The organism is Streptomyces sp. NPDC049954, assembly GCF_040656295.1.
Lineage (GTDB): Bacteria > Actinomycetota > Actinomycetes > Streptomycetales > Streptomycetaceae > Streptomyces.
Map to the genome: position 1 here is coordinate 299,589 of NZ_JBFALS010000001.1, position 11,470 is coordinate 311,058.

12 protein-coding genes and 1 tRNA gene are annotated in these 11,470 nt (G+C 72.2%); 6 read left to right on the forward strand and 7 right to left on the reverse strand.

Annotated elements, in window-relative coordinates; all coding sequences use genetic code 11:
* The first annotated feature begins 169 nt into the window (after window positions 1–169).
* Entirely contained in the window at window positions 170–814 is a 645-nt protein-coding gene (locus AB0J21_RS01275) for a DUF2461 domain-containing protein (RefSeq protein WP_363143665.1), read from the forward strand.
* A 140-nt stretch (window positions 815–954) separates the two neighbouring features.
* On the forward strand, window positions 955–1,770 hold the full coding sequence (locus AB0J21_RS01280; RefSeq protein ID WP_363143666.1) for an SAM-dependent methyltransferase: 816 nt from the start codon (window positions 955–957) through the stop codon (window positions 1,768–1,770).
* A 248-nt stretch (window positions 1,771–2,018) separates the two neighbouring features.
* Here the strand turns inward: AB0J21_RS01280 and AB0J21_RS01285 are convergent, their stop codons facing one another.
* Complete coding sequence (locus AB0J21_RS01285) at window positions 2,019–2,204, reverse strand: hypothetical protein (protein ID WP_363143667.1); 186 nt, start codon at window positions 2,202–2,204, stop codon at window positions 2,019–2,021.
* Window positions 2,205–2,447: 243 nt separating this feature from the next.
* A tRNA-Pro gene (locus tag AB0J21_RS01290) sits at window positions 2,448–2,521 on the reverse strand.
* 99 nt (window positions 2,522–2,620) lie between these two features.
* Here AB0J21_RS01290 and AB0J21_RS01295 point away from each other — a divergent pair.
* The 3 genes from AB0J21_RS01295 (at window position 2,621) to AB0J21_RS01305 (ending at window position 6,192) form a co-directional block, all read left to right on the forward strand.
* On the forward strand, window positions 2,621–3,157 hold the full coding sequence (locus AB0J21_RS01295; protein WP_363143668.1) for a DUF309 domain-containing protein: 537 nt from the start codon (window positions 2,621–2,623) through the stop codon (window positions 3,155–3,157).
* Window positions 3,158–3,209: 52 nt separating this feature from the next.
* Window positions 3,210–3,986 (forward strand): precorrin-6A synthase (deacetylating), encoded by a 777-nt coding sequence (gene cobF, locus AB0J21_RS01300; RefSeq protein ID WP_363143669.1) that lies wholly within the window; start codon window positions 3,210–3,212, stop codon window positions 3,984–3,986.
* A 106-nt stretch (window positions 3,987–4,092) separates the two neighbouring features.
* Window positions 4,093–6,192 carry an MDR family MFS transporter gene (locus AB0J21_RS01305; protein WP_363143670.1) on the forward strand — a complete coding sequence of 700 codons (2,100 nt, stop codon included), beginning with the start codon at window positions 4,093–4,095 and terminating at the stop codon, window positions 6,190–6,192.
* A 38-nt stretch (window positions 6,193–6,230) separates the two neighbouring features.
* Here AB0J21_RS01305 and AB0J21_RS01310 read toward each other — a convergent pair whose 3' ends face one another.
* The 5 genes from AB0J21_RS01310 to AB0J21_RS01330 all read right to left on the reverse strand — a co-directional run bounded on the left by AB0J21_RS01310 (window position 6,231) and on the right by AB0J21_RS01330 (window position 10,798).
* A complete protein-coding gene (locus AB0J21_RS01310; protein ID WP_363143671.1) occupies window positions 6,231–7,154 on the reverse strand; it encodes a cobalt-precorrin-6A reductase in 924 nt (307 codons plus the stop codon).
* 4 nt (window positions 7,155–7,158) lie between these two features.
* Window positions 7,159–7,560 carry a hypothetical protein gene (locus tag AB0J21_RS01315; protein WP_363143672.1) on the reverse strand — a complete coding sequence of 134 codons (402 nt, stop codon included), beginning with the start codon at window positions 7,558–7,560 and terminating at the stop codon, window positions 7,159–7,161.
* 177 nt (window positions 7,561–7,737) lie between these two features.
* On the reverse strand, window positions 7,738–9,411 hold the full coding sequence (locus tag AB0J21_RS01320) for an MDR family MFS transporter (protein ID WP_363143673.1): 1,674 nt from the start codon (window positions 9,409–9,411) through the stop codon (window positions 7,738–7,740).
* A gap of 260 nt (window positions 9,412–9,671) precedes the next feature.
* On the reverse strand, window positions 9,672–10,397 hold the full coding sequence (locus AB0J21_RS01325) for a TetR/AcrR family transcriptional regulator (RefSeq protein WP_363143674.1): 726 nt from the start codon (window positions 10,395–10,397) through the stop codon (window positions 9,672–9,674).
* 98 nt (window positions 10,398–10,495) lie between these two features.
* A complete protein-coding gene (locus AB0J21_RS01330) occupies window positions 10,496–10,798 on the reverse strand; it encodes a hypothetical protein (RefSeq protein WP_363143675.1) in 303 nt (100 codons plus the stop codon).
* 283 nt (window positions 10,799–11,081) lie between these two features.
* On the opposite strand from AB0J21_RS01330, the gene AB0J21_RS01335 reads away from it, so the two are divergent.
* Window positions 11,082–11,393, forward strand: a complete 312-nt coding sequence (locus AB0J21_RS01335; RefSeq protein WP_363143676.1) for a DEAD/DEAH box helicase — start codon at window positions 11,082–11,084, stop codon at window positions 11,391–11,393.
* Window positions 11,394–11,470 lie beyond the last annotated feature (77 nt).

Sequence of the window (11,470 nt, forward strand, 5' to 3'; positions counted from 1 at the left end):
GGGGGCCCGGCAGGCCCACGTCGAGGGGGAACACGGCGCCGTTCTGGCGTGCCGCACCCGGCGCCGTCGCGGGTGCGGTGCACCAGGGCGGCTACTGCATGCGAGGGGCCCGCGTCGGCGCCCCGCGCGGGCGGGCGCTGAGCCGCCCCGGGCCCGGTAGCCTGCGGCGATGTCCTTCCACGGATGGCCGGCGGAGGCCCTGGAGTTCTTCGAGGGCCTGGAGGCCGAGAACTCACGGATCTACTGGCAGCGACATCGGGAGACCTACGACACCTGCGTACTCGCCCCGCTGCTGGCCCTGTTGGACGAACTGGAGCCCAGGTGGGGGCCGGGACACGTCCTGCGCCCCTACCGCGACATCCGGTTCAGCAAGGACAAGTCGCTCTACAAGACCACGGCCGCCGCCACGCTCGCCGGCGGCGGCTACGTCCAGCTCTCCGCCGACGGTCTCCTCGTCGGGACGGGCCTCTACACGATGGCCCGCGACCAGCTCGACCGCTACCGTCGGGCCGTGGCCGACGAGGACTCCGGCAGGCGGCTGCACCGAGCGATCGCCAAGACGGAACGCGCCGGCCCCACCGTCCACGCCGTACAGAGACTGAAGACCGCGCCGCGCGGGTACCCCCGGGACCATCCGCGCATCGAACTGCTGCGCAACAAGAGCCTCTACGCCGGGCAGAGCTGGCCCGCCGGCCCCTGGCTGGGCACGAGCGAGGCCCGGGACCGGGTGGAGCGGGCGCTCAGGGCCACCCGGCCGCTCCAGCGGTGGCTCGACGAGTTCGTCGGCGACTCCCACGAACCCCCGGCACGTTGACCCGCCGGCCCACCACTCGCCGCGTGGCACGCACCCCCGGGACCCGGCCGTTCCGCTGACATGACGATCAACCCCCGTATAGGTTTCGTTGTTCAGGCGTGGACCTCGGTTCGTGTGCCGGGGTCGTGAGAGGAGTCGCGATGTCCGGGACCAACGAGTCCACCACCTCCCCCGTGATCGACACCAGCAGACCCCATCCCGCCCGCATGTACGACTTCTGGCTCGGCGGCAAGGACAACTACCCGGTGGACGAGGAGCTGGGCCGCCAGGTGCTGGCCATCGAGCCGAGCGTCCGGGACGTGGCACGAGCGAACCGGGCGTTCATGCGCAGGGCGACCCGATGGGCTGCCTCGCACGGGATGCGGCAGTTCCTCGACATCGGGACGGGGATACCCACGGAGCCCAATCTGCACCAGGTGGCGCAGGCCGTCGCGCCGGAGGCGCGGGTCGTCTACTGCGACAACGACCCGATCGTGCTGGCACACGCGGAAGCCCTGATGCGGGGCACGCCCGAAGGCGCCACCGCCTATGTTCAGGCAGACGTGCGCGAACCGCGGGACATTCTCGAACAGGCTTCAGAAGTCCTGGACTTCACGCGTCCCGTGCAGCTCTCGCTGGTCGCGCTGCTGCACTTCGTCAGCGACGAGCAAGGGGCGTACGAGCTGGTGGGCACTCTGACGGACGCGCTGGCCCCAGGCAGTCAACTGGTGGTCACCCACGCCGGTTACACGCCCGGCGACGCCCGGCTGGGCGAGGTCGACGACCAGTACAGGGCGGGAGGCATCACCCTGGCCCTGCGCACGCGCGAGGAGATCGCCCGCTTCTTCGGCGACTTCGAGATCCTGGAGCCGGGTCTGGTGGGCGCCGACCGGTGGCGCCCCGAACTCGACGAGTCGCCCCAGACTTCCCTGCCCGACTCCGTCGTCTTCTACGGGGGCGTGGCCCGGAGGACCTGACCGTCCGGGCCACTCGCGGTCACCTCCTGACACCACTCGGGGACCCGGTCCCGACGGCCCGGCTGCCCGGGCAACGTGCCGAGACTTCCCAGAACAACACCCACCAGGGGCGCGATCGTCTTCCACCATTCCATCGGCGGATCGCAACCAGGGGTCAGGGCGTTAGAGCCCCGATCCGTGGTGGCGGACCGGCTGGCCGACTACACGCCAGGAAGCCACAGCCCGTGTGAGCTGCGGCTTCCTGGCGTTCAGGTGGCGGGGAGTTCCGGCCGCGCCTCGGTGGCCATGCCGCGCAGGAGACCGGCCATCACCTCGGGCGCGCGAGCGCGCTGCGTGGCCGTCAGCTCCAGAGCGTCCAACGCCCGGTTCATCGCCTCGTACCCGATCTTCGTCTGAACCTCGGCCAGCGTCACCAGGCGTTCGTTCACGCTCATCTGCGCGGCCACAACGGGGTGCCGGACACGGTGGTCTCCGCCTGGGCCGGTCACTCGGGCCTCGGGTTCACGAAGCGGGCCTACGCGCACCCCGGCCCACCGTCGTTGAAGGCGGGTTCGGAGAAGCTGGCCGAACTCTCGGCCGACCTTGATCAGCAGCGTATGCGGGAGATGTGAGACGACCCACCCCTGGAAACGATCAAGAGGGGCCCCGGAGGACCCCTCTGATCTGCGACGTTACCGTCGGGACGACAGGATTTGAACCTGCGACCCCTTGACCCCCAGTCAAGTGCGCTACCAAGCTGCGCCACGTCCCGATGCCCGTTGCGCGGGGTGTCCCGCGTGTCGTGCAGGAAGAACATTACCGCACGTCCGAGAGGCTTTGTGACACGGAGGGGCGGGCGGACAATGTGGGGATGAGTACTGCGCGGACACCTGACGGCCGGGACCGGGACGAGGAGGGGCGGGCGCGGAACGCGCGGCCCAGGGACGGGCTCGGCCGGCCCCTGGAGCACGGCGCCCCCGGCGGGGTGGAGCGGCAGCCCGAGGGCATGGTGCGCACCCCCGCGCGGACGGTCGTCGAGGCGCAGGCGCTGCTCGACGCGGGGAAGCCGTTCCACGCACACGAGGTGTTCGAGGACGCGTGGAAGAGCGGTCCGCCGCAGGAACGCGGGCTGTGGCGCGCGCTCGCGCAGCTCGCCGTCGGTCTCACCCACGCCGCTCGTGGCAACGACAAGGGCGGGGCGCGGCTGCTGCTGCGCGGGGCCGCCGGCCTCGGACAGTGGGTCGCTGAGAGCGGGACGGCGTCACCGTACGGTCTGGATCTGGCCGGGCTCGGCGGGTGGGCGCGGGCGCTCGCGGGGCGGGTCGAGAGCCGGGGGCAGGATGCGGACGGCCGGCCGGGGGCGGTCGACGCGGCGGCGGAGGCGCCCCGCCTGCGAGCGGAGGTCTGAAGCGCCCGGACCCGGGGAAGCGGACCGCGGGCCGTACGGCACACTCGGGGGCGTGCGAACCATTCATGTGATCGGGATCGGCGCGGGCGATCCCGAACAGCTGACCCTCCAGGCCGTGCGCGTCATGCGTGAGACCCAGGTGTTCTTCCTGCTGGACAAGGGCGAGGAGAAGGCGGACCTGAGTGATCTGCGGCTCGGGATGCTCTCAGCGCATCTGCCGGACGACGGTTCCTGGCGGGTGGTCCGCTCGCGCGACCCCGAGCGGGACCGGCGGGCGCAGGGTAGCGCCTACTCCCCGGCCGTGGACGCGTGGCGGGCGCGGCGGGCCGACATCTTCGAGCGGCTCATCCGTGAGGAGCTGGACGAGGACGGTACGGGCGCCTTCCTGGTGTGGGGCGATCCCGCGCTGTACGACAGCACACTCGGGATGCTCGCCGAGGTGAGCGAGCGCGGTGGGCTCGCCTTCGACTGCACGGTGGTGCCGGGGATCAGCTCGGTGTCGACGCTGGCCGCGCGGCACCGTACGGGGCTGAACCGGGTGGGCGGCGCGGTGCAGGTGACCACGGGGCGGCGGCTCGCCGAGGGGTTTCCCGAGGAGGCCGAGGACGTCGTCGTCATGCTCGACGCGCACCAGCGGTTCCTCGCGTACGCGGACCGGGCGGACCTCGACATCTACTGGGGTGCCTATCTGGGCACCCCGGACGAGGTGCTCGTCTCCGGGGCGCTGCGGGAGGTCGCGCCGCGGATCGTGGAGCTGCGCGCCCGCGAGCGTGAGCGCAAGGGCTGGATCATGGACACCTACCTGCTGCGGCGCCGCCGGGAGGGCTGAGAGCCGGGCGGACGCGGGGGCGGGCTGCCCGGCGCGTGGTCCGGGGCTCCGCCATGCGGACCGTTTCGCCGTGCGGGCCCGGTGACGCGGTGTGAGGCTGGCCGATGTGACCACCGCGCGCGAGAGTGTCCCGAGTCCGGCGCCGCCGCAGCCGCCCGTCCTGGAGCGGCGTCGGCGCAACATCGTCTTCGCCACCATCGTGCTGGGCATTCTGCTCGCCGCCCTCGACCAGACGATCGTCGGCACCGCGTTGCCGACGATCGTCTCGGACCTCGGCGGCGCCGAGCACATGTCCTGGGTGGTGACCTCGTACCTGCTGGCGGAGACGGTGGCGACCGTCCTGGTCGGCAAGTTCGGGGATCTCTTCGGCCGCAAGGTCGTCTTCCAGATCTCGGCGATCATCTTCATCACCGGTTCCTTCCTGTGCGGTCTCGCCTCGAACATGACGCTGCTGATCCTGTGGCGGGCCGTTCAGGGCATCGGTGCGGGCGGCCTCATGGTGACGGCGATGGCGCTGATCGCCGACGTCATCCCGTTGCGGGAACGCGGGAAGTACCAGGGCGCGATCGGGGCGGTCTTCGGGGTGGCCACGGTCGTCGGGCCGCTGCTGGGCGGGGTGTTCACCGACCATCTGACCTGGCGCTGGGCCTTCTACGTCAACGTGCCCATCGCGATCGTGGTGGTCATCGCGGCGGCCCGGAACATCCCGGCGGTCAAGTCGGCGGTCAAACCGGCCATCGACTATCTCGGGATCGCTCTGGTCGCGATCGGGGCGAGCGCGGTGATCCTCGCGACGAGCTGGGGCGGCAACCAGTACGCGTGGGGTTCCGCGACCATCATCGGGCTGTTCGCGGGCGGCATCCTGGCGCTCGCGCTGTTCTGCTGGGTGGAGACGCGCGCCGCCCAGCCGATGCTGCCGATGCGGCTGTTCTCCAATCCGGTGTTCACGGTGTGCGCGATCCTGAGCTTCGTGGTGGGTTTCGCGATGCTCGGCGCGCTGACCTTCCTGCCGACGTACCTGCAGTACGTGGACGGGGACTCGGCGACGATCTCCGGGGTGCGGACGCTGCCCATGGTGATCGGCCTGCTCATCGCGTCGATCTTCAGCGGCAACGTCGTCAGCAAGACCGGCCACTACCGGTGGTTCCCGATCGTGGGGACGCTCGTGATGGGGCTCGGCCTGTTCCTGATGTCGACCATGGACAACCACTCGGGGGTGTTCCTGGAGTCGCTGTACATGTTCGTGCTGGGCACCGGGATCGGGCTGTCCATGCAGGTGTTGACGATCGCGGTGCAGAACACCGTGGACTACTCCGACCTCGGTACGGCGACCTCGGGTGTGACCTTCTTCCGGACGCTCGGCAGTTCCTTCGGCACCGCCGTGTTCGGCACGATCTACGCCAACTCGCTCGGCCCGCACCTGCGGGACGGCGTGCGGGAGGCGGCCGGTACGGGGCGGCTGGACCCGGCCACGCTGGCCCGGGCCGCGCAGAGCCCGGAGGGCCTGCACGCGCTGCCGGAGGCCGCGCGCGCTCCTCTCGTGCACGCGTACGCGGAGTCCTTGCAGACCGTGTTCCTGTGGACGGTGCCGGTCGCCGTGTTCGGGTTCCTGGTGGCGCTGTTCCTCAAGGAGGTCAAGCTGCGCGACAGCGCGCGTCTGGGGTCCTCCGACATGGGTGAAGGTTTCGCCTCGCCCTCGGGCGCTGACTCGCGGCCGCTGCTGGAGCTGTCCGTGGCCAAACTGCTGCTCGCGGCCCGCCCGGACACGGCGCGCAAGCTGGTCGACCGCTCGGACACGCGACTGGACATGGCGGGGGCCTGGGCGGTCATGCAGGTCGAGCTGCTCACGCGGCTCGTGGGGTTCGCGAGCATCGGGCTGATCGCCTCGCGCCGCAGGATTCCTCCGGAGGTGCTGTTCCCGGTGTTCGACCGGATGGTCGAGGAGGGCTATCTGACCAGGGAGGGTTCGCTGTTGTCGCACACCGCTGCGGGAAAGCGCGAGGCCGACACCATCACCCGGTCCTGGGCCGACTGGTTGCGCGGGCAGCTGGAGCAGGACCAGGGCCGGCCGAGCGGTGCGGATCTGCGGGCGGCGGTGGACTCGATCGCGAAGCGCCTGGTGGCCGAGGACCTCGGCGGCGGTACGGAGGGGCGCGGCAACCCGCCCCGCGCGCTGGTGAAGGCCGCCGGCGGGGACGGCGACTGACGGCGCGCGGCGCGCGTGAGGGGGCGCGCGCACGCGGCTCAGGTGCTGCCTGCGGGCCGCTCCCCCGCCGTACCTCGCGTCGGCCGGGTGATCGACGCGAGCCGTTCCAGGGCCTGCTGCACATCGTGGGTGACCGGGACGCCGGCGGGCGGGGCGGGGCGGCGGACGATCAGCACGGGGAGTCCGCGTTCGCGGGCGGCGGTGAGTTTGGCGGAGGTCGCGGTGCCGCCGCTGTCCTTCGTGACGAGGACGTCCACACGGTGTTCGCGCAGCAGCGCGCGCTCCGCTTCGAGGGTGTAGGGTCCCCGGTCGAGCAGGGTCTCCAGGTGACGGGGGGCGGGCGGCCGCGGCTCCTCCACGGCCCGGACGAGGAAGTGGTGGGTGTCGGTCGCGGCGAACGCCGCGAGGCTGCCGCGACCGGTCGTGAGCAGCACCCTGGGACCGTACGCGCTCAGGCGGCGGGCCGCCTCCTCGGTCGAGTCGGCCCATTCCCAGCGGTCGCCGGGCTGCTCCCGCCAGCCGGGCCGGCACAGGACCAGCAGCGGGGTGCCGGTGTGCGCGGCGGCGCTCGCCGCGTGGCCGCTCATGGTGGCGGCGAAGGGGTGCGTCGCGTCGACCAGGGCGTCCACCTCGTGCGCCCGCAGCCAGTCGGCGAGGCCCTCGGGGCCGCCGAATCCGCCGACGCGGACCGCGCCGGGCAGGGCGGCGGGTGCCGTGACCCGGCCGGCGAGCGAGGTGGTGACCCGCGTCCCGGGCCGGGCGTCGAGGGCGAGGGCCAGGGCGCGCGCCTCGGTGGTGCCGCCGAGGACGAGTACGTGGACGAGGCGGGTGGACCGGGGGTGCGGAGCCGGTGTCCTCCGGCCGGCCGGGGCCCCGTCGGGGGTACCCTCGCCCGCTGCGTTCGGGTCCGGCGGGCCCGTGTCAGGTGGGTGCTGTCCGGCTGGGGGCCGCGGTGCGCGCATCGGCTTAGCCGTCCTCCTCGCCGGGGCCCGGCTGCGGGCCCTCGCCGCGGTGGCTCTCGATCTGGAGGGCCATCTCGCGCAGGACGTCGGCGGAGCCGAGATCGGTGCGGCCGCTGTCGTGGACGTCCGCGAGTTCGGACCAGGTGAAGACGAATCCGGCGGCGAGCCGGGTCAGGGCGACGCTCATCTGTTCGCCGATGACGGAGCCGAGTTCGGAGACCGGCGTCTGCTCCGGGATCTCCACAGCGGGCAGGACCTCCTTGATGAGGTCGCCGACGAGTCCCAGGCGGCTCAGGTCGTCCTCGTCCTCCGCTTCGGTGCCCGCTTCCCGCATCCACTCGGCGGAGGCGGTGAGCAGGCCGATGATGCGCAGGATGATGTCGCGCTGTTGCTCGTCGTAGTCCATGTCACGAGGCTAGAGCCTCCTGCCGCGCGGCCCGCCCCGGGATCGCGGTGACCGCCCGTCCGGGCCGTGGCGGTGGCCGCCCGTTCGGGCCGTACGGCGGTCCGTCCGCCGGGGCGGTACGGCGTGGGGCCCGCACGGCCGGTTGACGGTGCGGGCCTCGCTGTTGGACGGCCGGGGTCAGTCGGTGGTGGTGGGCTGCTTGTCGAGGTCGGGGGCCTGGCGCGGGGCGGGGACCGGGGCGGCCTCGGCGGGGACGGCCTGTGTGGCCTCGTCCGTGTCCCCGGCCGCGGCCTCGTCCTCGGCGGCCAGTCGCTCCATGCCGCTGGTCGTCTTGAGCGGCTTCTCCTTGATGAAGAGGACGGCGACCAGAGCGAGGAAGGCGAAGGGCGTGGCGATCATGAAGAGGTCGCCGGTCGCGACTCCGTAGGCGTGCTCGACGATCTCCTTGAGCGGTGCGGGCAGCTTCGTCATGTCGGGCACGGCGCCACCGCCGTCTCCTCCGCCCTGCGCGGGAAGCCCGGCCTCCTTGAGCCCCTTGGTCATCTCGTCGGCGACCCGGTTGGCGAGGATCGCGCCGAGGACGCTGGTGCCGATGGTGCCGCCGAGGCTGCGGAAGAAGGACAGGACGGAGGTCGCGGCGCCCAGCTCGTGGGCGTCGACGTCGTTCTGCGCGGCGAGCACGAGGTTCTGCATCAGCATGCCGACGCCGATCCCCATGACGGCCATGTAGAGGGCGAGCATGCCGAAGGAGGTGTCGGCGCCGATCGTGCCGAGCAGGCCGAGACCGGCCGTCATGACGACACCGCCGGCGATCAGGTAGATCTTCCACTTGCCGGTCGCGCTGATGATCTGCCCGGCGACGGTGGAGGACACCAGCAGACCGCCGATGAGCGGCAGGCTCATGAGGCCCGCGACGGTCGGGCTCTTGCCGAGCGAGACCTGGAAGTACTGCGAGAGGAAGACGGATCCGGCGAACATCGCGATGCCGACGAAGAAGCTCGCGACGGTCGTGAGCGTCACGGTGCGGTTGCGGAAGATGGCGAGCGGGATGACCGGCTCGGCGGCCCGGGACTCCACGAGGACCGCGGCGGCCAGCAGCACCACGCCGAGGGTGACGAGCGCGGCGGTCTGCCAGGAGGCCCAGTCGAAGTTGTTGCCCGCCAGGGAGGTCCAGATCAGCAACGAGCAGATGCCGGCCACGATGAGGAAGGCGCCCAGCCAGTCGATCCTGACCTCACGGCGCACGGTCGGCAGCTTCAGGGTGCGCTGGAGCAGCACGATTCCGGCGAGGGCGAAGGGCACACCGATGAAGAAGCACCAGCGCCAGCCGAGCCACGAGGTGTCGACGAGGACGCCGCCGACCAGGGGCCCGGCGACCGTGCCGATCGCGAAGACGGCGCCGAAGATGCCCGCGTACTTGCCGAGCCTGCGCGGCGGGATCACGGCGGCCATGACGATCTGGGCCAGTGCGGTGAGACCGCCCGCGCCGACGCCCTGGATGACACGGCTGAGGATGAGGGTGACGACGCCCTGCGAGAAGCCCGCGACGAGGGAGCCGACCACGAACAGGCTCAGCGAGAGCTGGAGCAGGAGTTTCTGGTTGAAGAGGTCGGCGAGCTTGCCCCAGAGCGGGACGGTGGCCGTCATCGCGAGCAGCTCGGAGGTGACGACCCAGGTGTACGAGGACTGGCTGGCCCCGAGGTCGGCGATGATGCGCGGCAGTGCGTTGGCGACGATGGTGCCCGCCAGGATGGCGACGAACATGCCTGCCATCAGGCCCGACATCGCCTGGAGTATCTGCCGGTTGTCCATGGAGGTCGGTGCCTGTGCGGGCGCCTGTGTTGCGGTCACGGTGTCCTTCTTCAGGTACTGGAGCAGTACACGGGGTGGATGGTGCCGAGCGGTGCGGTGTGCCCGGTCGTGCGGCGGCCGGACCCGGTGGAGACGAGGTCGGCTCAGCGGTGAACGTGCGGGGCCGACTGGTGAACCGGGCGCCGTGGGACGGCTGTTGAGCGTGGTCGCGGTGGAGCGGCGGCGCCCGCGTGGTGGCGCCGCCGGGTGCCTGCGGGCCCCCGGCGGCGGAGTACCCGCGCTCGGGACGGCGGCCGGGCTCAGGAGGCCTGCGGGGCCCGGGCGTTGCCCGGCGGCCGCGGCAGCCCCTCGGCCAACTGGGCGAAGACCTCCTGGAAGGTGGCCACCAAGGCGTGTTCCTCGGGGCGCGCGCACCAGTGCTCGACCGCGATGCGTACGGCCGTGTGCGCGACCGCCGCGAGCAGCCGGGGGTAGAGGTCGAGGTCGTGGCCGGCCCGCCCCGGCGGCGCCTGCGGCCGGTCGTCCCCGGGGCCGGCCGCCTCGCGCGCGACGGGAGGGCTCGCCGGGGCACCCGTCAGCCAGTCCATGAGGGCCCTGGCCAGGGCCTGTTCGTCGGCCATGTGTGCGGTGATCCCGCGCAGGACGAGGTGCGGTGAACGCTGGAGGACCTTCGTCTGCAGGGCCCACAGCTCCTGCCGGTCCTCGAAGGCGTCGAGTTCGGCGGCGATGGCCGCGTGGACGATGTCGAGCGGGGCCCGGTCGGTGGGGGCCGAGCGCACGAACCGCCTGATCCGGGCGCCGACCTCGTCGTCGATCATGATGAACGCGTCGTCGTGGCCGCTGAAGTAGTTGAAGAAGGTGCGCGGGGAGACGCCCGCGGCCTCACTGATGGCCTCGACCGTGACGTTCTCCGCCCCGTGCTCGGCGGCGAGCCGCACGGCGGCCTCGGCGATGGCATGGCGGGTGGCCTGCTTCTTGCGCTCCCGCAGCCCCGGCCGCGTCTCGGTGTTCGTCACGTGTTGCATCGTAGGCAAAAATGCATGTTCTGCAAACTTCACCTCGTCACGCCGCTGCGGGACGGCGCTGCGGGACGGCGCTGCGACACCGCCGCACAGCACCGGGTTCAGAGCGGGGCGGGTCCATTGCCCGTCGCGCGGGCCGAATCGCCGGTGTCGCCGCCGACCCAGTCGACGAGCACCTCGCCCTCGCCGCCGTCGGGCAGCCGGAGGAACAGGGCGCGGCCGGCCAGTCCCGACAGGGCGCCACTGCCCGTCGCGGACTCCAGGGTCGCGCTCCAGGGCTCCCCCTCGCCCTCCGCGCCGTCCAGCGGCTCCCGCACGGTGACCACGACGACGACGTCGATCTCGGTCGCGTCCGGACCGGCACCCTCCGCCACGAGCAGGGCGGGACCTTCGTACTGACGCATGGACCTCAACGCTCCCCTGGGCGTGCGCGCGAGGCGTACACCCTGATCCTCGCCCGCCGCGCGAACGCGTGCGGGGCCGGCCGCCCGGCCTGCACTGTCCAGGCTCCGCCGACGCGCCCGCGAGCGCATCCCGAGCGCGTCCCGGCGAGCCGCCGCACGGCCCGGGCCCGGCGCGGCGTACGGCTGTTCTCAGCGTTTGACATGGTTTCCACCGGTGAGAGGCTGGAGCGAGGCTCGAACAGCCACCCGCACGCCCACCGTGCGCACCCCCAGGAGGCCACCGATGTCCAAGCACCATCGCGAGCAGCCCCACACCAATGAGGGCACGCGCGGGATGCCGCCCAAGCCCGACGACGACCGCCTCGCCGAGCGCACCGAGGACGAGCGGGTCGTCGAGGGGCTCGACGCCTACAACCCCTCGCAGGTGCCGCCGGCCACCGATACGCGCCCCCGTACGCGCCTGACCGACAGCGAGCAGTACCGCGAGGAGAAGGCGGAGGTGGACAAGGAGGTCAGGAAGGGCGAGCTGACACCCGACCAGCTCCAGGCCCGCAAGGACCGTTCGCCCTACCCGCCCACGCACTACGACGAGTAGCCCGCCTGGCGGGCCGGGGAGCCGTGCGGCGCACACCGCACGGCTCCGCCGCGTCCCAGAGGCCACTGAAGAGCCCT

What these genes read in the sequence shown, in the direction of transcription:
- AB0J21_RS01275 (WP_363143665.1), top strand. Translation starts at nt 170, where the DNA reads ATGTCCTTCCACGGATGGCCGGCGGAGGCCCTGGAGTTCTTCGAGGGC.
- AB0J21_RS01295 (WP_363143668.1), top strand. Translation starts at nt 2,621, where the DNA reads ATGAGTACTGCGCGGACACCTGACGGCCGGGACCGGGACGAGGAGGGG.
- AB0J21_RS01285 (WP_363143667.1), bottom strand. Translation starts at nt 2,204, where the DNA reads ATGAGCGTGAACGAACGCCTGGTGACGCTGGCCGAGGTTCAGACGAAG.
- AB0J21_RS01325 (WP_363143674.1), bottom strand. Translation starts at nt 10,397, where the DNA reads ATGCAACACGTGACGAACACCGAGACGCGGCCGGGGCTGCGGGAGCGC.
- AB0J21_RS01315 (WP_363143672.1), bottom strand. Translation starts at nt 7,560, where the DNA reads ATGGACTACGACGAGCAACAGCGCGACATCATCCTGCGCATCATCGGC.
- AB0J21_RS01310 (WP_363143671.1), bottom strand. Translation starts at nt 7,154, where the DNA reads ATGCGCGCACCGCGGCCCCCAGCCGGACAGCACCCACCTGACACGGGC.
- AB0J21_RS01330 (WP_363143675.1), bottom strand. Translation starts at nt 10,798, where the DNA reads ATGCGTCAGTACGAAGGTCCCGCCCTGCTCGTGGCGGAGGGTGCCGGT.
- AB0J21_RS01280 (WP_363143666.1), top strand. Translation starts at nt 955, where the DNA reads ATGTCCGGGACCAACGAGTCCACCACCTCCCCCGTGATCGACACCAGC.
- AB0J21_RS01335 (WP_363143676.1), top strand. Translation starts at nt 11,082, where the DNA reads ATGTCCAAGCACCATCGCGAGCAGCCCCACACCAATGAGGGCACGCGC.